The organism is Planococcus beigongshangi, assembly GCF_016820495.1.
Lineage (GTDB): Bacteria > Bacillota > Bacilli > Bacillales_A > Planococcaceae > Planococcus > Planococcus beigongshangi.
Map to the genome: position 1 here is coordinate 125866 of NZ_JADHDU010000005.1, position 20335 is coordinate 146200.

Annotated in this window: 21 protein-coding genes and 1 pseudogene; 13 read left to right on the plus strand and 9 right to left on the minus strand. The window is 47.1% G+C overall.

Features of this window, described 5'->3' with window-relative positions; genetic code table 11:
• The first annotated feature begins 15 nt into the window (after positions 1–15).
• From IQ294_RS12505 to IQ294_RS12555, 12 genes and pseudogenes are all read left to right on the plus strand, one after another.
• Complete coding sequence (locus tag IQ294_RS12505; protein ID WP_203334387.1) at positions 16–777, plus strand: hypothetical protein; 762 nt, start codon at positions 16–18, stop codon at positions 775–777.
• A gap of 90 nt (positions 778–867) precedes the next feature.
• The gene (locus IQ294_RS12510; protein WP_203334388.1) at positions 868–1083 is read left to right on the plus strand and encodes a helix-turn-helix domain-containing protein; all 216 of its coding nucleotides are present in this window, start codon (positions 868–870) and stop codon (positions 1081–1083) included.
• A 248-nt stretch (positions 1084–1331) separates the two neighbouring features.
• Positions 1332–1643, plus strand: coding sequence for a hypothetical protein (locus IQ294_RS12515; RefSeq protein ID WP_203334389.1), 312 nt, complete (start codon positions 1332–1334; stop codon positions 1641–1643).
• A 77-nt stretch (positions 1644–1720) separates the two neighbouring features.
• Entirely contained in the window at positions 1721–2485 is a 765-nt protein-coding gene (locus tag IQ294_RS12520; RefSeq protein ID WP_203334390.1) for a hypothetical protein, read from the plus strand.
• Positions 2486–2725: 240 nt separating this feature from the next.
• Positions 2726–4465 (plus strand): hypothetical protein, encoded by a 1740-nt coding sequence (locus tag IQ294_RS12525; protein ID WP_203334391.1) that lies wholly within the window; start codon positions 2726–2728, stop codon positions 4463–4465.
• Positions 4466–4487: 22 nt separating this feature from the next.
• Entirely contained in the window at positions 4488–4994 is a 507-nt protein-coding gene (locus IQ294_RS12530; RefSeq protein ID WP_203334392.1) for a phBC6A51 family helix-turn-helix protein, read from the plus strand.
• A gap of 675 nt (positions 4995–5669) precedes the next feature.
• On the plus strand, positions 5670–6494 hold the full coding sequence (locus tag IQ294_RS12535; protein WP_203334393.1) for a tyrosine-type recombinase/integrase: 825 nt from the start codon (positions 5670–5672) through the stop codon (positions 6492–6494).
• Between the two features lie 341 nt (positions 6495–6835).
• Positions 6836–6934: pseudogene (locus tag IQ294_RS16520) on the plus strand (iron-sulfur cluster assembly accessory protein); the annotation flags it as partial.
• 230 nt (positions 6935–7164) lie between these two features.
• The gene (locus IQ294_RS12540) at positions 7165–8379 is read left to right on the plus strand and encodes an NAD(P)/FAD-dependent oxidoreductase (protein WP_203334394.1); all 1215 of its coding nucleotides are present in this window, start codon (positions 7165–7167) and stop codon (positions 8377–8379) included.
• Between the two features lie 194 nt (positions 8380–8573).
• Positions 8574–8699, plus strand: coding sequence for a YuiA family protein (locus tag IQ294_RS12545; protein WP_203334395.1), 126 nt, complete (start codon positions 8574–8576; stop codon positions 8697–8699).
• A gap of 187 nt (positions 8700–8886) precedes the next feature.
• Positions 8887–9966 (plus strand): YkvI family membrane protein, encoded by a 1080-nt coding sequence (locus tag IQ294_RS12550; protein WP_203334396.1) that lies wholly within the window; start codon positions 8887–8889, stop codon positions 9964–9966.
• 100 nt (positions 9967–10066) lie between these two features.
• Positions 10067–10396, plus strand: a complete 330-nt coding sequence (locus tag IQ294_RS12555; protein WP_203334397.1) for a YuiB family protein — start codon at positions 10067–10069, stop codon at positions 10394–10396.
• A gap of 332 nt (positions 10397–10728) precedes the next feature.
• Here IQ294_RS12555 and IQ294_RS12560 read toward each other — a convergent pair whose 3' ends face one another.
• Complete coding sequence (locus tag IQ294_RS12560; protein ID WP_203334398.1) at positions 10729–11205, minus strand: divergent PAP2 family protein; 477 nt, start codon at positions 11203–11205, stop codon at positions 10729–10731.
• 150 nt (positions 11206–11355) lie between these two features.
• On the opposite strand from IQ294_RS12560, the gene IQ294_RS12565 reads away from it, so the two are divergent.
• Positions 11356–12849 (plus strand): leucyl aminopeptidase, encoded by a 1494-nt coding sequence (locus IQ294_RS12565; RefSeq protein WP_203334399.1) that lies wholly within the window; start codon positions 11356–11358, stop codon positions 12847–12849.
• A 28-nt stretch (positions 12850–12877) separates the two neighbouring features.
• Here IQ294_RS12565 and mnhG read toward each other — a convergent pair whose 3' ends face one another.
• From mnhG to IQ294_RS12605, 8 genes are all read right to left on the minus strand, one after another.
• A complete protein-coding gene (gene mnhG, locus IQ294_RS12570) occupies positions 12878–13261 on the minus strand; it encodes a monovalent cation/H(+) antiporter subunit G (protein WP_203334400.1) in 384 nt (127 codons plus the stop codon).
• A complete protein-coding gene (locus tag IQ294_RS12575) occupies positions 13245–13526 on the minus strand; it encodes a Na(+)/H(+) antiporter subunit F1 (protein WP_203334401.1) in 282 nt (93 codons plus the stop codon). Before IQ294_RS12575 ends, mnhG begins: the two co-directional genes overlap by 17 nt.
• Positions 13523–14002, minus strand: a complete 480-nt coding sequence (locus IQ294_RS12580) for a Na+/H+ antiporter subunit E (protein ID WP_203334402.1) — start codon at positions 14000–14002, stop codon at positions 13523–13525. Before IQ294_RS12580 ends, IQ294_RS12575 begins: the two co-directional genes overlap by 4 nt.
• Before the next feature lie 6 nt (positions 14003–14008).
• Positions 14009–15490: a Na+/H+ antiporter subunit D gene (locus IQ294_RS12585; RefSeq protein ID WP_203334403.1), complete on the minus strand. Its 1482-nt coding sequence runs from the start codon at positions 15488–15490 to the stop codon at positions 14009–14011.
• Complete coding sequence (locus IQ294_RS12590) at positions 15483–15830, minus strand: Na(+)/H(+) antiporter subunit C (protein ID WP_203334404.1); 348 nt, start codon at positions 15828–15830, stop codon at positions 15483–15485. Before IQ294_RS12590 ends, IQ294_RS12585 begins: the two co-directional genes overlap by 8 nt.
• On the minus strand, positions 15830–16252 hold the full coding sequence (locus IQ294_RS12595) for a Na(+)/H(+) antiporter subunit B (RefSeq protein WP_203334405.1): 423 nt from the start codon (positions 16250–16252) through the stop codon (positions 15830–15832). The genes IQ294_RS12590 and IQ294_RS12595 overlap by 1 nt, the downstream gene beginning before the upstream one ends.
• Entirely contained in the window at positions 16239–18653 is a 2415-nt protein-coding gene (locus tag IQ294_RS12600; RefSeq protein WP_203334406.1) for a Na+/H+ antiporter subunit A, read from the minus strand. The genes IQ294_RS12595 and IQ294_RS12600 overlap by 14 nt, the downstream gene beginning before the upstream one ends.
• 242 nt (positions 18654–18895) lie before the next feature.
• Positions 18896–20128, minus strand: coding sequence for an MFS transporter (locus IQ294_RS12605; protein ID WP_203334407.1), 1233 nt, complete (start codon positions 20126–20128; stop codon positions 18896–18898).
• Between the last annotated feature and the right edge of the window lie 207 nt (positions 20129–20335).

A 20335-nucleotide genomic window follows, 5' to 3' on the forward strand; every position in this document is an offset into this window, starting at 1 on the left:
AAGGGGATCATCCAAATGACGACAGCTGAAATTCGCGTAAAAGAAGCCTTGTATAAATTATGGTTCGATTTTTTCACGAAGCCGATTACGTTGGAAAAACGCCTCGAATTAACGCGGGATTTTACCGACGAATGGCTCGACACTTCGCAAATAAAAATAGACAAACCCTTCATCTACCACCCCATGCTACACCTCAAGAGTCGCTACGATCAACCGCAAGTAACCGTTCAGGAAGTGCTGGCCGACTTCATACTTCGCGCCGATATGGTAGCCGAACGCAACGAAGAATATCCGATACAAAACGCAGAAGGCGAATTAGCTCACGCTGACAATCGCGCTGACCGTGAAATCGGACTGTTTTCCGACGACATCGACACTGAAGCTGGCGAGCGTACTCCATACGGCACCATGACAGACGCTGAAGCCATTGCGCAAATGTATACGCCGCGAGCGCCCGTCACAATAAAGCAGCTGACCGCCGAACTGGCCCGCGTTAAAATGTATGCCGAATTCTATGCGATAACCTTTGACGAGGAATATGGCCACGACAAAACGGATGTGCTGCGACGTATCAAATCGTTGAGGTTAGAACGTATTAAAACCTGCGTTGTGTGCGATGGGGCGTTCTATCCGCGCGATGTTCGCCGGCAGGTCTGCGATCAGCAAATCGGGGTACTGCTTGGCGGTGAAATATCGCAAGAATCCGCTTGTGAGCTGACTTTAAAGAGCCGATATAACGCTGAATATTATCGCGAAAAGGTGAAGAAAATAGGCTAGTTGAGGTTTAATTATTCCATATTAAAGTAGAAAGGGAATTTATTCCCTCCGCATTATTTTAGGGATTAAGTAAGGAAAGGAGTGTAAACGATGGAAACCGATAAATTCATTGCGTGCCGCCATTACCTCGGTATGAGCCAAAGTCAATTTGCTGATTTTCTATCTATATCAGCTGGAGCCGTCGGTCGAATTGAGTCAGGTGACTTACGTGTATCAAATCGCATACGCGGTAAGTTAGCGAGTAAGTTTGATTTTGACGATTCTTTTGCTGCGTACTATCGGAACTTTATTCGATCGGCCCAATAATCCACGAAAGTAGGCGAAAAAATGGCTCGCAAATCTAGTAAGAAATTACGGACTCCACGAATTGACGAAATAAGAAAACGGCCTAGCGACGGGCGAGGTTGGGCGACTGGATTGAAAAAACAACTGGACGCTGGAACATCTGAAACCGATACAGCCGAGAAGCCATCTGTTTAAAATACTTTATAAATAAATAAAGGGTTTTTCCTTATTTCTAGAATATTGGTGTATAAAGGGGAGGAGTTAATAGAATGAGAGTAGAAGTTTGTGTAGTACCACCAGGCGGTGGAGAAACAAATTATATGATTGGACTTGCCGAGAATACTGTATATATGCCGCGAGTTGGAGAATATATATTGATTAAAGAAGAAGATGGAGGTAGCGCTTTCCTTGTAAGGAATATACTTCACTCTTTTGAGATGGCAAATGTATTGAACGTTGAAACTAGCGTAATAATCGAGGCGGAGCCAGTAATTTTACCTGAAATAATGTCGTCGCCAAAGCATCAAAAGCTATGCCTATCATTAAACGTTACACTAGAATACCCTAACTCGGTATATTAATTAAATATCACTAAGATGTAGCGTCCAAATTGGGCGCTTTTTTTATACAAAAAAAACAATCAAAGGGGATTATAACAATGAGCGAATACCTAACAGCAATTAAAGCGAACGAAGCACGTATGCAGGAAATCGAGGCACAAACGGACAAGCTAGTCCTTGAATATAAAGAAAAGGTTGCCGAGGCACGACACAAGCCACTCACTGACCCCGATCTATCGCCAGCAGGCCAGCAGAAGCAAGCCAAGGCTGAAGCCGATAAGCTAGGCGCGGAGTTCTTGTGCAAAACAAAGGCGCTCAATACCGAGTATACCGAGCTGGCCGTTAAAACGCAGGTGAAAGCCGAATTTGCCCTCGCCGATTCTAAGCCAACGCCAGCCGATCCGGTTAAGGCGAAACTATTCGAAGCCGAGAAAGCGCAGCTACAAACAGCACTTATGCTTGCGACGAATGACGAACACGCCGAAACGACGTTAAAAGCCTTTATCGGCAAATACGCTAACGAGCCAGCCTTTGCGGCTGATCTTGCTCAGAACTTCAGTACTTTCGCCGCTAGTATCTTGACTACGACGAACGATGAACGCAAGTTATTCGAAATCAAATACCGTCTATTCGATGCCTATAACGATCTACAATCGGCAGCACAAACGGAAGAATACAAAGAGGCGAACAAGTCGTTTGAACGTGCCAGCAACGCCCGCAATACGCGCCTGTTTGGTGTAGTTGCTTCCGAGGCGGTAACGGAGCTGTTTGGGCGTGACATTGGCGCAGCGGTTAACTCAATCGAATTGGCGCAAAAGCATGAAGATAAAATAGCGGCAGCTGATAGCGAAGAAGCCGTTTAATTACTAGATAGCTCGCGGAGGAACTGCAATGGATTGGAAACCCGTAGACAGCAGGAGCGACACGACATAATATCCCTGACTTGAGCCTCGGCAGATAACTTGCCGGGGTTTTTTCTATTTAAAGAATTTCTGCTTAATAGCTAAAAGCAGGAGTAAGCGCGTGTTGCTCACGGCAATTGTAGCGCATTTAACTATTGATTAATGGGTAAGGACAGGCTAATTAAAAAAGGGGGCATATCTGTGGACATGAAAGAACAGGCCAAGCGCCTAAAAGGTTTAACACTGGCACTGAAGGCCATGGCAGCACAAACTAAAAAAGGCGATACATTAAGTCACCGCGAACAGCAGCAATTAGTTTCAATGGACGCTGAAGCTCGGCAGATTCAAACGCTACTAACGTGCGAGCATGACGTAGCACAGTTCGCTTATGAGTATTTCTCGGACGAACGCAACCCCGCAAACGGCGCCGGCAATGTTATTCGCCATGCTGAAGACGGCACGCCACACGAAACAATCACCGAACTAAGCGCCATTCACCAGGACTTCTACGATATATGCGGAGAAATCACTACAAAGCGAAAAGGAAAGTACTGCGTATGTAGCCCGCGCGGTCATGCAAAATCTAGCGTCATGAGCGTCATTTTAACGCTACATGAGTTGGTTTATCAGAAACGCCAATACGTTATTATTATTTCCGAAACCGACACGCTATCGAAACGCTTGCTCGCGTCAATTGCCACGCAACTACGTTACAACGAGAAACTGCGCCAGGACTTCGGCGAGCTATTACATGACCAGGCTAACAAGAACGAGCGCGATAACGAAGATAGCTTTATCACGACGACAAAGGCGCTAGTCGAAGCATCGAGTGCCGGTAAGTCTTTGCGAGGCAAAACGTATAATAACATTCGCCCGCAGCTGGTCATTGCCGATGATGTATCGTCGCTGCAAAACGAGGCCACGGAAGAACAGCGGCAGAAGTTAATTAACTGGTGGAATACCGTCATTGAGCCGATGCCTGCCGGTGATGCCGCGCTTGTGTTCGTCGGCACAAAAGTTACAGCGACCGGGCTGATAGCCGACTTGATGAAGCGCCGAGCCTATAAGCGCGTGCTGCATGGCGCTATCTTGCGCGAGCCGGACAATCCTACGCTGTGGAGCGACTATCTGCATTTATATACCTCGGATAACGACGACGAAACGATCAATGAGTTTTACGAAACCAACCGCGAGCAGCTGGAAGCAGGCGTTGAGTTAGCGTGGCCTAAGCGTTGGACATACCGCGAGCTTATGGAAGTTAAAGCGTCAATCGGCGGCCGGGCGTTTGCGTCGGAATACATGAACCAATCGTTTGCTAGCGATGAACAGCATTTCTCGCCGGACGATTACGGTTATGCTCGACGTGTGTTTGACGGCAATGGACGAGCCGAGGCGCTAGTTTATGCGGGCAAGTACTATTACCTGCGCGATATGGATAAAATCGGGTGCTGGGATCCGGCACTAGCCGGCAAAGCTCGCAGCGCATTAAATGCCTATGTCACGCTTGGTCGGCACAAAGATAGCGGCCTAGTCTTTGTAATCGACGTTTATGCAAGCCGTGAAGTACCTTCCGAGTTCATGCCGCAAATCTTGACGCGCTTAATTGAATACAAGCCGCATAAGATTGTCGTCGAGGGCATCGGTGCCTATCGTGCTTACGCCGATCAATTAGGCGAGCATATGCGTCATAATGCTATTTACCATACGCGGCTTGAAACGCTGAAGACTCACGGCATGAAATCGAAAGCCAGCCGTATCGAAGCGCTGGAAATACCGCTTGCCAACAAATCGCTGATCCTTAACGAAGCCAATAAAGAGGTTACGAATGAGCTGCGCAACTATCCAAACGGCGTAGTCGACGTACTCGATGCGATTGAAATGGCGTTCAATACGTCCAGAAAACGCGTGATCCAACTGCAACAAAAGCCCGCGTGGCTATAACAAATACAACGGAGGTTTTATTATGACAAACGAATTGTCGAATATTGACGAAACTAACTACGAACTGGCCGAGGTGATGGACGTTGCGGATTATATACAGGCGCCTATGCCCGACGTGCGCGACTACGACCTCACGCCGATTCAACTCAACGCAGCGCAGGCGGTACTAATTAACGATATGACGCTGAAAAAGCGCGGTGTGACTCGCAAGACATACATTCAACTGGCGGCCGACCTCGGCATAAGCCACGACACATTACAGCGCTACCGGGCATTGCCGGAGTTCAGCCGCTTTATACGTGACGGCGCGCAGCTGGCGGTCAGCAGTAGCGTACCAATGGCGATAACCCGCCTACACCAATTAGCCGACGGCAGCTTCGGCACACCTTCGATAAAGGCCCTCGAAATGATCCTCGAAATGACCGGCGTATATAGCAAATCGCAGAAGCACGAAATCAGCCACCAATATGCGGCGCCCGTGCAAGTTAGTGATGCCGAGTTGCAGCGAATTATTGACGCTAATAAGTAGTAACCGACGTGTATGGGCTAACGCCTGTATGCGTCCTTTTTTTATGCCGTTTTGAGCGCGTGTGAGGCGGGTTAGCTGGCGTTGCGACTTCGTGTTACCTATTGGCTACGACGCTTAAAACACGCTTAGAACAGGCGTGAGGGTGTGCGTTAAGTTGCGTCAAATACGCGAATACGTCCGTTGGAAGGCGCAGGGGCGACCGGCGTTTAAAAGTGGGGGGTCAGGCGTTACTGGCGATAGTATAGCGAGGGCTTGCGTTATAAGAGAACCGCGTTACCTTATTAATTCTTCGCCTGCACTTGGTTGCGATTGAACTTGAGTTAGATTCGTTTGCAAGCCGTAAGGCGAAGCAACATCTTTAAAGAGCAGACCGCCATTTCACTACGTTCAATGGATCAACGTTTAAAAGTGTCCTATTTTACTATATAAATAAATACGGAATGTTACGATGTTACGTTTTTTAACCAACCGCTGTACAACGTCTACAATCCTGCACGCAATCCGTTATCATACCCGCAAATAAACTTGCTAAAGTTGCGTATAATACTTGCGTATAATTAGTATTATGCGTATACTTACCTTATAAGCAAAACGCAGTAACGCGGTTTCATTAGCCAATCGCCGGCCATAACGCGGGGAAATACCTGCGTATAATTATTTAGGGGGTATTAACGTATGGATAACGCAGGGAGAATCGAACAGTTTATAGCGCAGGCAATGCAAGGAAAGGCCGCCAATACCGTCAAATCGTACCGCTATTCATTAGAGCAGTTTGCCGCTTACTTGGACGGTAGCGACGCCGACCTATCAACGTATGGCCGTATCGACGTTCAGCAATACATCGCGACAATGCAAGCCGCCAAACGTGCCGCCAGTGGTGTGAATCGTCATATTGCCGCCATTAAAGCATATAGCCGTTATGCCGGCAAGCAGGCCGCTGTCGATTGCTTACGTATGACCAAGCCGCCTAAAGCTACGCAGCTGGCCCCGGAATGGCTAGAGCGCAATGCCGTCAATGACCTACTGCGCCGCACTGATCGCAAGCCGAACAAACGGGATCATGCGCTAGTGAGCGTACTGCTATACGCTGGCCTGCGGGTAAGTGAGCTGGTAGCGCTAGACAGAACCGACGTAACCTTAAACGAGCGTGGCGGGCAGGTGGTGGTGCGCAATAGCAAGAACGGCAGCGCCCGTGTCATACCGTTGCACAGCGAGGCACGTAAGGCGATAGGCGACTACCTAGCACAGCGGGCTGACGACCATGCAGCGCTATTCTTATCGTCATTAGGCAAGCGTCTAAGCGTGCGAAGTGTGCAAGCAATGTTAAATGTATATGGTATCAATCCGCATCAGCTGCGTCATACATTCGTTAAGCGACTCGTCGATAAAGGCGTACCAACCGCCACTATACAAGCAATGAGTGGCCATTCAAGCGCAGATATGATCGCCTGGTACAGCGCGCCGAGCATGGACGACTTGACCAACGCTATCGAAGATTAAACGCCGAGGCTTCGCGCTTCGGTTCATTTATACGAACGCCTGTTCTTTTGGATTAGCGCCGGCTCCCCCAAGCTAGGGCGCCAGAGAAGGCCGAGGATACCGTACACACATAATATTATTCGAAATTAAAGCGGGTAGTCAGGTGCAGAGAAAACAATTGTATTATATAGAAGGAACTCGCATAAATAACGCTTGTATAACGCTAATACTTTCGGTACAATCGAGTTAGCGAAATTAACCGCCGTGAATGTCGTAGGTTTACAGTCCATATTACGATTAGAACGCCCTACAATTCTATAGAAACATCGTCATATCAACGTTTGATATTGCGTAAGGTTATCGGCGGATTTACAATTGAAAATCCCAATGCCATCGCTTCATGCGGCTGTGGGACTTCGTTCCGCACTGCGAAAAAAGTGGGGACTCCGGAAAGCTGCTGAGCTGGATACGTACTCTGAAACCTTCTGTTCGCTCTGAATGCGGCAGAAGGTTTTTTGTGTTTTAAATGGAATAATCTGTTTACTCCGGGACAGTGAATATCCGGTGTTATCCAGTTGAAATAACATGGCAAAAGGGCTAATATAGAGTGTAGGAGTAAATTGGAAAGCGCTATAGATGATTTTACTGATTTTCCGATTTAAAAAATGACTCGAAGGTGGTTGCGATTAGATTGAAAAGACCGTCAATTTTAGTATTAGGAGCAGGGTATGGTGGATTGACCACTGTAGTAAACCTGCAAAAAATCATGGGAACAGACGAAGTCGACATCACGTTGATCAACAAGAACGAATACCATTACGAAAGCACTTGGCTTCATGAAGCTGCTGCCGGAACAATGACTCCGGAACAGGTGCGTTATGATGTTAAAGAAGTGATCGATCCGGGTAAAGTTACATTTGTACAGGCGACTGTCGAAAAAATCGATGTCGAAGGCAAAAAAGTCCTTACGGATAATGGCGAATATACATATGATTACATCGTCATTGGCCTTGGTTTCGAAGGTGAAACTTTCGGTATTGAAGGGCTTGATAAATACGCGCTGTCGATTGCAAACGTAAAAGCGGCCCGTTACATCCGTGAACATATCGAATTCCAATTCGCTACATGGTCGACTGAGGAAGTCAAAGATGACAGCCGTTTGACGATCGTTGTAGGCGGTGCAGGATTCACTGGAATCGAGTTCCTTGGCGAACTTGCAAACCGTGTACCTGAACTTTGCAAAGAATTTGATGTTCCGCGTGAAAAAGTGCGCGTTGTCTGCGTTGAAGCAGCACCAATGGTATTGCCAGGTTTCGATCCTGAATTGGTGAACTATGCAGTAGGGCATCTTGAGTCGAAAGGAATCGAGTTCTCAATCGGCACCCCGGTTGTTGAAGCTACTCCAGAAGGCGTTAACATCAAGAAAGGCGATGATGAATTCGAATTCATCAAAGCCGGCACAGTCGTTTGGGCAGCAGGCGTCCGCGGCAACAGACTGATCGAGTCTACGCCGATCGAAAACATGCGTGCTCGCGTTAAAGTCGAAAAAGATCTTCGTGCGCCAGGATTCTCTGATGTATTCATCGTCGGAGACTGTGCATTGATGATCAATGAAGAAACAAATCGTCCATACCCGCCAACGGCTCAGATCGCTATGCAGCAGGCAGTGACTGCGGCAGGCAATATCAAAGCGTTGATCCAGGGACAGACGACACAGGAATTTGTTCCTGATCTTAAAGGTACTGTATGTTCACTTGGTGAAGATGACGCAATCGGCGTTGTTTTCGGCAAAAAAGTTACGGGTAAACGTGCTTCATTCATGAAGAAAATGATTGATAACCGTGCATTATTGTTGATGGGCGGACCAAAGTTAGTCTTGAAAAAAGGTAAATTCAACGTACTATGATCGCATATAAAAGCCTCCAGTTGGGGGCTTTTTCTTTTGGAATCCGAAAAAGACAGAAAATTTCGTCTAAATTGTGAACTTTATAAATTATTTTAAATGTATGCGCTTACACTCTGCTTTAACTGTTGCTATAGTTTGATAGCCGTGATATATTATCAGAATATTATAACAATCAGCAGGAGGAGGTGTTTCGGATGAAGAATGTCAAACAGGTTAAATCAGCGAACCAATGCCCTTATTGCGCAGGTAAAGGATATTTCCAATTGCGTTTGGGCGGATCGGAAACGTGCTCTTGCTGCTCGGGCTCAGGAAAAAAATAATACGGATCATTCTGAAAAACACGGCGCTCTCAGCGCCGTGTTTTTCATTTTGAAGGTGGGGGAAGCGGACAACTGAGTAAAAACTTGTTTGAGTATACGCCTGGGAAGGGTAAAATAAATCGTCTGTAAAATAGCATCTAGAAGGATCAACGAGGTGAAGGAACAGCATTAATAAGGAGAGGGTTTTATGAAAAGAAGCTTAAAAATAGCCAGTGCCTTTATCGGGATTGTCGTCGGCGCTGGCTTCGCTTCAGGACAAGAGATTTTGCAGTACTTTACAAGCTTCGGTTATTGGGGGCTTGGCGGTGTTATTGTAGCGACCGCGCTATTCGGTTATATTGGGATGATTCTGACGCGTCTTGGGAGCCGTATGCAAACGACGTCCCATGAAGATGTCGTCTACCGCATCAGTGGAAAATGGCTTGGCAAAGTGATTGACTATACATTGATTTTGACCTTATTCGGTATTTTGGTCGTCATGATTGCCGGAGCCGGCTCAATTTTTTCCCAGCAGTTCGGCCTTGCACCAGCATTTGGGCGTGGAATCATGATTGTGCTGGTCATCTTAACGATCATGATGAATGTGAAAAAAGTCATTACGATCATATCCAGTATTACGCCATTTTTAATCTTGATGGTCATAGGCATCGCCATCTACAGTGTGCTGACGATGGAGAGCAGTTTCAATTCTCTCGACCCGGTGGCGAAAGAGCAGCTGTCTGCAACGCCAAACTGGCTATTATCGGCAGTCAACTATGTATCGCTTGCAATAGCGCTTGGAGCATCGATGTCGCTTGTTATGGGCGGCGCGGAAAAAGATGAAAAAGTGGCTGCCCGTGGCGGACTGATCGGCGGACTTGGTTTCGGCTTCATTATCCTGCTCAGTTATGCGGCGATATTTGCCAAAGTAGATGTTGTCGGAGGAGCAGATCTTCCGATGCTTGCAATCGGCGATAATATTTCACCGTTAATCGGCATTATCATGGCATTCATCATTTTCGCAATGATCTATAATACAGCGGTCAGCCTGCTGTTATCGTTCTCTGCCCGTTTCACGGAGATCGGCACCAAGAAGTACCGGATTTTTGTCATTATTGCAGGAATCATCGCTTTTGCACTCAGCTTTGCCGGCTTTACGACTTTAGTCAACTGGTTTTATCCAGTAGTCGGTTATCTGGGCTTGTTGCTGATCGGTGCATTAATTTTGGCCGATATCCGCAAGGTGGGAAAAAACAGCAGTTCAACTAATACTAAAGCCGCTGACTGAGAGCAGGCTTGTGTCAATGTCATGAACTATGGCCTGCCGGATTGAAAGGCTTCGGTATTTCGGTTAAACTGATGTAGGGAATATCGGAGGTTAAAATACTATGAACAGTTCATTCACTATTGTCCAATTGATTATTTCAATGCTTTTATTTTATGTAATGTTTTTCGGTATCGGTTTTCTGCTGAATATGCTGCTTCGCATGACTTGGCTTATGGCGATTGTTTACCCGGTTGTCATTTTACTTGTTATTGATGATGTAGGGGTATTTGATTATTTCACCAATCCGGGTGAATCATTCTCGATGCTCGGTGATACGATTACATCTCTTACCGGAACGGATATCGCTGTTCTGCTATCAGGATTTGCAGGAGCAATCACGGCAGGTATTGTAATGAAATTACTCCGGAAAAGCGGTTACCAGATGTTTTAACAAAAAATCCGTACGGTCTATGCAGACCGTACGGATTTTTCTGTTGTCTATCAAGATCTAACTTCTTTAATCATTTCGCTCTAGGCGGACGCATTCCGCAGGGAGCGGCCTGAGCCTCCTCAGTCGCTTTGCTCCCTGCGGGGTCTCAGAAGTCGCCGCCTTCCGCATCAATCAGGTTAGTACAAAAAAGGATATGATTGGGTTTCATTATATAAAATTAACCATCGATTCCTTTATGGAAAACATCCTAAAATATGGAGCAAAACAGCGAAGGCGCGCAGGGGACCAAGCTCCGCGCAAGCCCAACGGTTTTGCGGCATATCTTACATTTTTTATAGAATCAAATTGTATACAAGCACAGAAATCGCAATTCCCGTCAAGGCTCCCATAAAGACTTCGCTCGGCTTATGGCCGAGAAGCGTTTTTAATTCCTCGATTTTTTCTTCTTCTTTCTTATTGGACCAGTCTCTTGTTTCATTCATGAATAGCTGCAGGTCGCTCCGCAGCTTATTGATGGTCAAAGCCTGCTGGCCAGCCTGGAACCTCACACCAGTGGCGTCATACATCGTGATGACGGCAAACATGGTGGAGACAGCGAAAATCGTTGAACCGACACCGTGTTCATAAGCGACAGCGGTTGTCAGCGACGTCACTGCTGCGGAATGTGAACTCGGCATTCCACCGGTTGAAGTAAAGAGTCCCCAATTCAATTCCCTCGTAACGGCATATTGGATCGGTATTTTTATAAACTGGGCAAAGACGATTGCAAAGAGGGCAATCATTAATGGGGCATTTGAGAAAAGTTCCATTCAACTATCAACCTCTCAGATGAAATCTTATGTTTCAGTATAGCATAAATTTGCTTTTTTCTTCGAGAGCAAACAATTTCGCCTGTCGAACTACTATGTCTCTGAATTACATGCTAAACTGAAAAAGAACCTATTTAGAGGAGGAGACTTATGAATATTTCAATACAGAGCAATGGACAGTCGAGCAACGCAGAAATCTTGATCGTCGGCCTTACGCGCCATCCTGAAAATACGAAAGGATGGGAAGAATTCTCTCAGCGTTTTGACGGCAAATTGCAGGAATGGACGAAAAACGATTTGTCTTTCGATAAGAAAGCGATCATTACATACCCGAGCCTGTCAGGCGATATTCCGCGCGTCATGTTCATCGGCATGGACGACCGCAAAAAAACGGACGAAGAGGATTTGCGTTCAGCTTTCGGATTGGCAGGGAAGGAATTGGCGAAGAAGAAGGTCAAGCACGCTGCAATCTATCTTGAGTCGTTCCAGAATGAGCAAATCAGTGCGGAAGATGCGGCTTATCTTGCGGCAGAAGGCATTGGCATGGGGCTCTACAGCTTTGACGATTATAAAACTTCATCGAATGAAGCGGATATCCGTTTAGAGCATCTTGAACTTTTGAGTGATGAAACCGAAGGTGATATTGAAGCTGCTGCTAAAATCGGAGGCATCTTCGCAGATGCTGTAAACGAAGCCCGTACATTGGTCAATATGCCGGGCAATATCCTGACGGCGACGGCGCTGGCTGACTATGCGGCAGAGATGGGCAAAGAATACGGCTTTGAGATGGACATCCTCGACAAAGCGCAAATGGAAGAGCTTGGTATGGGCGCGATTCTGGCGGTCAATCAGGGATCGGTTGAAGAGCCGCGTCTGATTGTCATGAAATACAAAGCGACGGAAGGATTTGAAGATCCACTGGCACTTGTCGGAAAAGGGATCACTTTCGATACAGGCGGTTATTCACTGAAGCCGAAAGACGGCATTGTCGGCATGAAAGGCGATATGGGAGGAGCTGCGGCAGTCCTTGGCGCGATGAAAATCATCGGTGAGATGAAACCTGCGAAAAACGTCATTGCTGTGATTGCATCGACGGATAACATGGTTTCAGGCAACGCGTTCAAACCGGATGATGTCATAACCTCACTCAGCGGCAAGACAATCGAGATCTTGAACACGGATGCCGAGGGGCGTCTGGTGCTTGCGGATTCCGTCACTTATGCCAAACAGCTTGGTGCAACGCGCATTATTGATGTGGCAACGCTGACTGGCGGCGTCATCGTCGCTCTAGGTATGGATAAAACGGGGGCATTGACAAATGATGAAGCATTTTTTGAGGAATTTCTGGAAGCATCTGCAGAGACCGGGGAATTTGTCTGGCGCCTGCCGCTGACAGAGAATGATAAAAAACGTCTTCGCAAAAGCGATGTCGCGGACCTTAACAACTCACCGGGACGCGACGGCCATATGATTTTCGGCGGAGGTTTCGTCGGTGAATTCGTCGAGAACACGCCGTGGATCCACTTGGATATTGCAGGAACTTCGTTTACTTCTGCGCCGTATGATCTTGGTCCAAAAGGTGGTACTGGTGCCATGGTCAGAACGTTGGCGATGATGGTGGAAAGTTTATCTGAAGAAAAATAAAGAAAGAATATAGAAAAAACCTGCAGTCTTATTCGTCTGCAGGTTTTTTTGATGCGAATCTTTTTTTCTTTTTCTTCACGGCAGGTCCCAAATCGTCACGAACTGTTTCATCTGCGACTTTAATGCCTGAAATATAGGCAGCGCGGCCGATCAGATGACCTCCGACAGGAGCAGTTATGAACAGGAAGACGATTGCGATGACCATTTGTGTGTTGAATATGCCTTCAACCAGCCAGAAGTGAAGGAAGGTTCCAAATAATATGGCCAAAACACCCAGTGTAGAACTTTTTGAAGCAGCATGCGTCCGGGTATAGACATCAGGCAGCCTCACAAGCCCAAGGGCTGTAACGGCACTGAAAAGGACACCTGTGCTGATTAGAACGATAATGAGGATATTAACGATTGTCGTCACGATCGAAAATCTCTCCTCTCTCGATGAATTTAGCAAAGGCTGCTGTACCTATGAAGGAAAGGATACTCAGCAGCAAAATGATTTCAAGGAAGAACTCAGTTTCGCTGATCAATGAAAGAAGAGCGACTATCGACACAAGGCTGATGCCAATAGCATCCAGTGCCACTACCCGATCGGCAACGGTAGGCCCTTTAATCAGCCGGAACAGCAAGCCTGCGAATGCGAGGCTGACTATTGCCAGCGCAATCCAATAAAACATCATCATGGCCGGCTCACCTCCGATATGGCACGTTCAAATGTATTTTTTATCGAAGACACAGCCTCATCTATATCCTTGAAGTCTAATGCATGGATATAAAGTCTGGTTTGATCATCGGAGATTCCGACGACGAGTGTGCCTGGGGTCAAAGTGATTAAACTTGCAAGCAGGGTGATTTCCCAATCCCGCTTCAACTCTGTTTCCATTTCAAATATTGCAGGCTTGATATCCATTCTCGGCCGAAGGACAATCCGTAGGACCTGAACACTTGATAAGACCAATTCCTTCAGGAACAGGGCCGTCAACGACAGAACCGCCCAGACCCGGGTAAGATACAATCTTCCTGAAAAAAACCGGCGCATCAGGATGATGATGGCCAAGCCCACGAGAAAGCCGATGGCGAATCCTGCAGGAGTAAAGGAAACGGTCATGAACATCCAGATGAATGCCAGGAAGAAATTCAATAGGATTTGTGAAGACATTGTCATCTACTCCTTCAATACCGCTTCGATATAAAGCGATGGATTCAGCAGCACTTCAGTGGCATCCATTATGAATGGCATGAAGAGTTCCGCACCGACTCCGAATACTACTGTTATGGCAACCAGAATAATCGAAGGAATCAGCATAGCCCGGTATGCTGATTTTTTAAGTGGTTTTGTTTCAACGGGTTCACCCCAGAAAGCATAGATGAATATGCGGACCGCGCTTAATAGCACAATGAGGCTTGTCGCAAGGATGACGATGCTTCCCCAGAACTGAGGGCCTTCGAATCCGCCTTGGACAATGAGCAGTTTGCCAGGGAACCCGCTTAGCGGCGGGATGCCGGCAATGCCGAATGCCGCTACAAGATAAGTCCATCCAAGAAGCGGATATGTTTTCATCAGCCCGCCCATTTGACGGAGGTTCGATGTACCGAAAATGACGGCGACAATTCCGACAAGGAAGAATAATGCCGCTTTGATCATCATGTCATGGATCAGATACAAAATCGAACCGGTCACACCGGCTTCGTTCATCTGGGAGACCCCGAACAGAATGACGCCGACGGCAATGATGATGTTGTAAATGATGATTTTCTTGACGTCAAAGTATGCAAGGGCGCCTACACATCCTGCCAGTATGGTCAGGATCGCGATTATAGCCAATAACTCATGGGTGAAACCGATATTCATAGTAAAGAACAGCGTGTATGTACGCATGATGGCATATACTCCGACTTTCGTAAGCAAAGCACCGAACAAGGCCAGTATAGGCATTGGAGGTGCGTGGTACGAACCTGGCAGCCAGAAATACAGAGGAAAAATCGCTGCTTTAAAACCGAATACGACCAGGAACATCACAGCAATAACCGTCAATAGGCCCGTGTCTTCAATCTGCGGTATTTTAACCGCAAGATCTGCCATGTTCAGCGTCCCGGTCACTGAATAGAGAAGTGCGACAGACGCTACGAATAGAGCGGATGAAATGATATTGACCAGCAGGTATTTTATGGATTCACGAAGCTGTTGGCGCTGGCCCCCGTGGGATATCAACATATAGGAAGCCATCAGCAGAACTTCGACAAAAACGAATAAGTTGAATATGTCGCCAGTCGTGAATGCACCGTTTACACCGGTCATCAGGAACAATACGGCCGGATAATAGAATGATTGTTCACGCTTCAGGCCGATTGTTGGGAAGCTGTATAGGATGACAAACAGCACGATCAAAGATGTGGTGGCCACCAGCAGGGCAGAAAATAGGTCGGACACCATCGAAATGCCGAACGGTGCCGGCCAGCTGCCGAGCGTAACCACTTGGATGCCATCATTGAACACTTTATATATCAGGAAAAACGAAGCTGCCAGTGTGGCAATTGTTCCGATCAGTGCAATCATCCGTTGCATTTTTATCTTATTCGGGAACAGCATCAGAACCGTTGCAACTATCAGGGGAATTAAGATCGGAAACAATAATAAGTTACTCATGGTCTTCAGTTCCTTTCAATAATTCCATATTGTCTGTGCCGAGTTCCTGATATGCCCGGTATGCGACAACGAGAAAAAAAGATGTAACAGCAAATGAAATGACAATTGCTGTCAGGATCAAAGCTTGTGGCAGGGGATCTGCGTAATCCGAAACTGCCACGCCCTCGGCAACGACCGGAGGCGCGCTTCCACCAAGTCCGCCCATCGTCAACAGCAGCAAATGTGCGCCGTGGCTGAGCAGGCCAGTACCAATGATGATGCGTATCAAACTTTTCGAAAGCATAAGATAAACAGCTGCCATGAATAAAAAGCCGATGACAACCGACATGATAATTTCCATTATTCATCCTCTCCAATCGTTTGAATAATGGTCATCGTAACGCCGACAACAACCAAATAGACTCCTACATCAAACAGCAGAGCTGAATGCAGGGAAGTTTCACCGAACAGCGGCAAATCGAAATAATCATAAGCATGTGTAAAGAAGGGTACGTCAAATACGATGGATGCCGAAGCTGTAGCGATGGCTATCAGCAATCCGACCGCAGACAAAACAACATAATTGATCGGCAGGATCTTCTTCACCGTATCAATTCCGAAAGCCAGCATCAATAATACGATGGCGCTGGTTGTCAGCAATCCGCCGATGAATCCGCCGCCCGGCGTATAATGTCCCGCGAAGAAGATGTGGACAGCGAACATCAGGATGATGAACGTCACAACTTTTGTAGCGGTTTTAAGCATTACATCATTTGTTTTCATGCTGCCCCTCCTTTTTTGTCAGCCGCAGCTTGATCAATGTGATGATGCCGATTCCAGCGATTCCGAGAACAGCAATTTCAAAAAGCGTATCAAAGCCGCGATAGTCGACGAGAATGACGTTGACGATATTACCGCCGCCTGCTTCCGTATAAACAGTCTCCTTATAGAACTCGGATATTGAAGGGATGGCTTTGCCGGAATGGGCAGCTAGTGCCACAAGCGTCATTGTCACCCCGACGCCAAGGGCGATTACAGCGTTGCCTAAACGGAAACGCATTCTTTCTTCCTTCCTGCTGATCTGCGGCAAGTAATAGAATGCTAGCAGGAATAGGGCGACTGAAATGGTCTCGATGACCAATTGGGTCAATGCAAGGTCAGGCGCACGGAAAATAACAAAGAACAAGGCGACAGTATAACCCACCGCACCGAGTGCGATGATGGCGGTCAGGCGTGATTTTGAAAACAGGATCGTCAAAGTCGACCCGACCAGCACCAGCATGATGACAATTTCGTATAGACCGACTGGTGCCAGGTTATTCATATCGATTGCAAATGCATCGTTCAATACAAATGTACCCAAAACGATTATTACGACGAAACTGAACATATAGACCAGATATGAACGCATGAATCCGGTCATATAAAGTCTGGAGAAGCGGTTTGCTCCTGCATCGCTCAGGAACATCAAATTATCATACAGACGGTTCAGTGTGAGGCCGTCCGGATAGAGGTCGTAGCTCTTCTGCCATTTGCGCAGCGTCCAGAACATCAGGAACCCGACGGCGAAAATGCCGAGCGTCATGAAGAATTCCGTGTTGGCGCCGTGCCAATAGCCTACATTCACCGGAACTTCCTGCGGTGAACTGTAGATGAACGGCTGGATCGCAGCTACAGCAGGTTTGACGAGCCAGTCACCCACGACATTCGGGATGATGAAAATAATCAAGACAAGAATTGCCAGGAAAGCAGGGGACAGTAGCATACCGATCGGCGCTTCATGTGCCTTCTTCGGCAATTCTTCCGGCTTATGTTTACCGGCAAATGTATGGAATACGAAATAGAAGCTGTAAATGAATGTAAATACCGAACCGATCCAGGCAATCACCGGGAATAGAATACCCCATGTATCGAACTGGAACAGATTGAAATCGGTTAAGGTGACCATGGCCGTCAGGAACATTTCCTTGCTCAGGAATCCGCCGAACGGGGGAAGCCCTGCCATTGAGAATGCCCCGATCATGGCGATGGTGAAACTGATCGGCATCAGGCTCATCAGTCCGCCGAGTTTCCGGATGTCACGAGTCCCGGTTTCGTGGTCAATGATGCCAGCCACCATGAACAGGCTGCCTTTGAAAACAGCATGGTTGATCAGATGGAAGATGGCTGCAAATCCTGCATAAACGAAATAGGTTCCGATTACATCTTCAACATGGAATGCCGCCGCCGAAGCCCCGAGCAGCGACATGATCAAGCCGAGTTGAGAGACGGTCGAGTAAGCGAGGATCCCTTTCAGGTCCTTTTGCTTTAAAGCCCAGAATGAGGCCCAGACCATCGTGAACAATCCGATGCCGGTGACAAGCCATACCCATGTACTGGATACCGCAAAAATTGGAGTGAACCGTGCCACCAGATAGAGCCCTGCTTTAACCATCGTCGCAGAGTGCAGATAAGCCGAGACGGGAGTCGGCGCCTCCATTGCATCCGGAAGCCAGATGTAGAATGGAAATTGTGCCGATTTTGTAAATGCGCCAAGAAGGATCAAAATCAGCGCCCAGACAAAGAAATCGTGTCCGGCAAGTTCAGGTGCCTGTGCAATCAATTCGCGAATGGAATAAGTACCGCCCATAATTCCGAGCAGCACAAAACCTCCGAGCATCATCAATCCGCCAAAAACGGTGATCATCATCGACTTCAACGCGCCGAATCTCGAACGGTCGCGTGTATACCAGTAGCCGATCAGCAGGAATGATGAAATGGAGGTCAATTCCCAGAACAGGTAAAGGGAGATCAAATGATCCGATTGAACAACTCCCAGCATCGCAGTCATGAACATTAGAAGATAAACATAGAAATTATGTAATTGTTCGCGGTGCTTATCCAGATAGAAGATGGAATACAGGACAACCAAAGCTCCGATGCCTGTGATAAGCAAGGAGAACAACAGACTTAACCCGTCGATATATGCGATGAATGCGATATCGAGCGAAGGAATCCATTGCAATTCAGAGATTCGGCTGCCACCATCTGCAATTGAGGGAAGCAAAGTAGAATAATAGATGAATAGGGCTGCTGGAAGCAGCAAAACAAACCAGCCCGTATGGATCTGACCGAGTTTTTTGTAAAGCAGCGGAATAAAGAAGGCTGCGATTATGGGCAGAAAAATTAATAATACGAGTGACAAAAGAATCCTCCTTCCGTGAATAAACATGATGGGTTGCTAAAAAAATTATAACGTAATTCAAGACACTTTGCATTGTTGGGCTGTTGATTGAACTGAATTCGCCACATATTTCCGGGACTATTAAGATAGGAAGAAACTGTTTTGAAAAGAATATAATTTTTCTTTGGAAACGTCCTTGAAACGAAAAAAGAGGATTCCAAAGTGGAATCCTCTGTTAAATGACGAATTGATTCAGGGATTTATTACATCGATTTCATCTCTTGCTCCAACAGCACATCTTCGAAATCCTGCTCGGGCTTCTTGAGCGTGAATCTTAAAAACGTGAATGCCATTACGAACAGCAGGCCAGTGACGATGAAAACGGACGAAATCCCGATAAAACCGCTGACAATTCCTCCGAATACCGGCCCGACGATGTTGCCGAGGAAACGGAAACTCGTATTATAGCCCATGACTTCACCTTGGATTTCAATCGGCGCTTCCCGGCGCATCAATGCTGTGGTGGTCGGAATCATTCCGCCGACTGCGATACCGAACAGCAGCCGCAGGATCATCAATTGCCAGAGTTCCGTTACGAAGGCCTGGGGCACGACGAAGAGGAAAGACAGGAGCAGAAGGAAGCCGAGTACTTTTTCGTAGCCGATGGAATCACCGAGCCGTCCCCACCGGCGGGCAAACAGCAGGTTGCCGACTCCGGCTGCACTGAACGTAACCCCTGCAAGAAATGCAACCTGTGAACTGTCGGGTGATAATTCGGCGACATACAGGGACAGCAGCGGCTGGATGCTGAAGTTCCCGATTTGGATCAGTGAGGTGATGATCATGACGTTGATCAGCAGCCGGTGATGAAGAATCCCCTGAATAATCGTTTTCCGCGCATAGACATGGGCATCTTTATTGGAAACCTTTTTCATTTCCTTAATACCGAACGCAACGAGTGACGCGGCGATGCCGATAACAACCGCCGTGATCAGGAATGTATAATCGAAGCCGAATGAGTCGGCCATCAACCCGCCGATCACTGGTCCAAACAGGGTGCCGGAGACACTGCCCATCTGCAAGGTGCCAAGTGTTCTTCCTGCGGTTTCTTTCGGTGTCTGTGAACTGACAAATGCCAGTGATGTGGGGATGAAGCCTGTGACGACCCCCATGAAGAGGCGGATCATAAAGAGCTCATGGACGGAGCCCGCAGTCCCCATCAAATAGATGCTGATCGCGATGCCGAAGCCGTTGATGATCAAAATGGGCTTATAGCCGTACCGATCCGCTATCCTGCCCCAAATCGGAGACATGAACAGGGCGGCGACGAATGTGACGCCGAAAACCAGTCCTGCCCAGCGCTGGACATATTCATCCGTATAGTTGCCGAGTGAATCGATATAAAGGGATAAAAAGGGCATGATCATTGTGGTGCTTCCTGCTACCAGGAAGTTTGTGGCCATGATGATGATGAAATTTCTTTTTTGCACATCCATAACCGATACCTTCTTTCTGAAACGTGCATCTGTTTCTATTATATATTATTTCGATACACGAAGAAAGAAAGACAAATTACCGATGAATTCCAAATATTAATATGCTAAAATAAAGCGGGGTGAATGCGACATGAAAAAATTATGGATGCCGATTTTATTGGCGACAGCCTTGTTGGCTGCGTGCGGCGATACGGAAACAGAAGATTC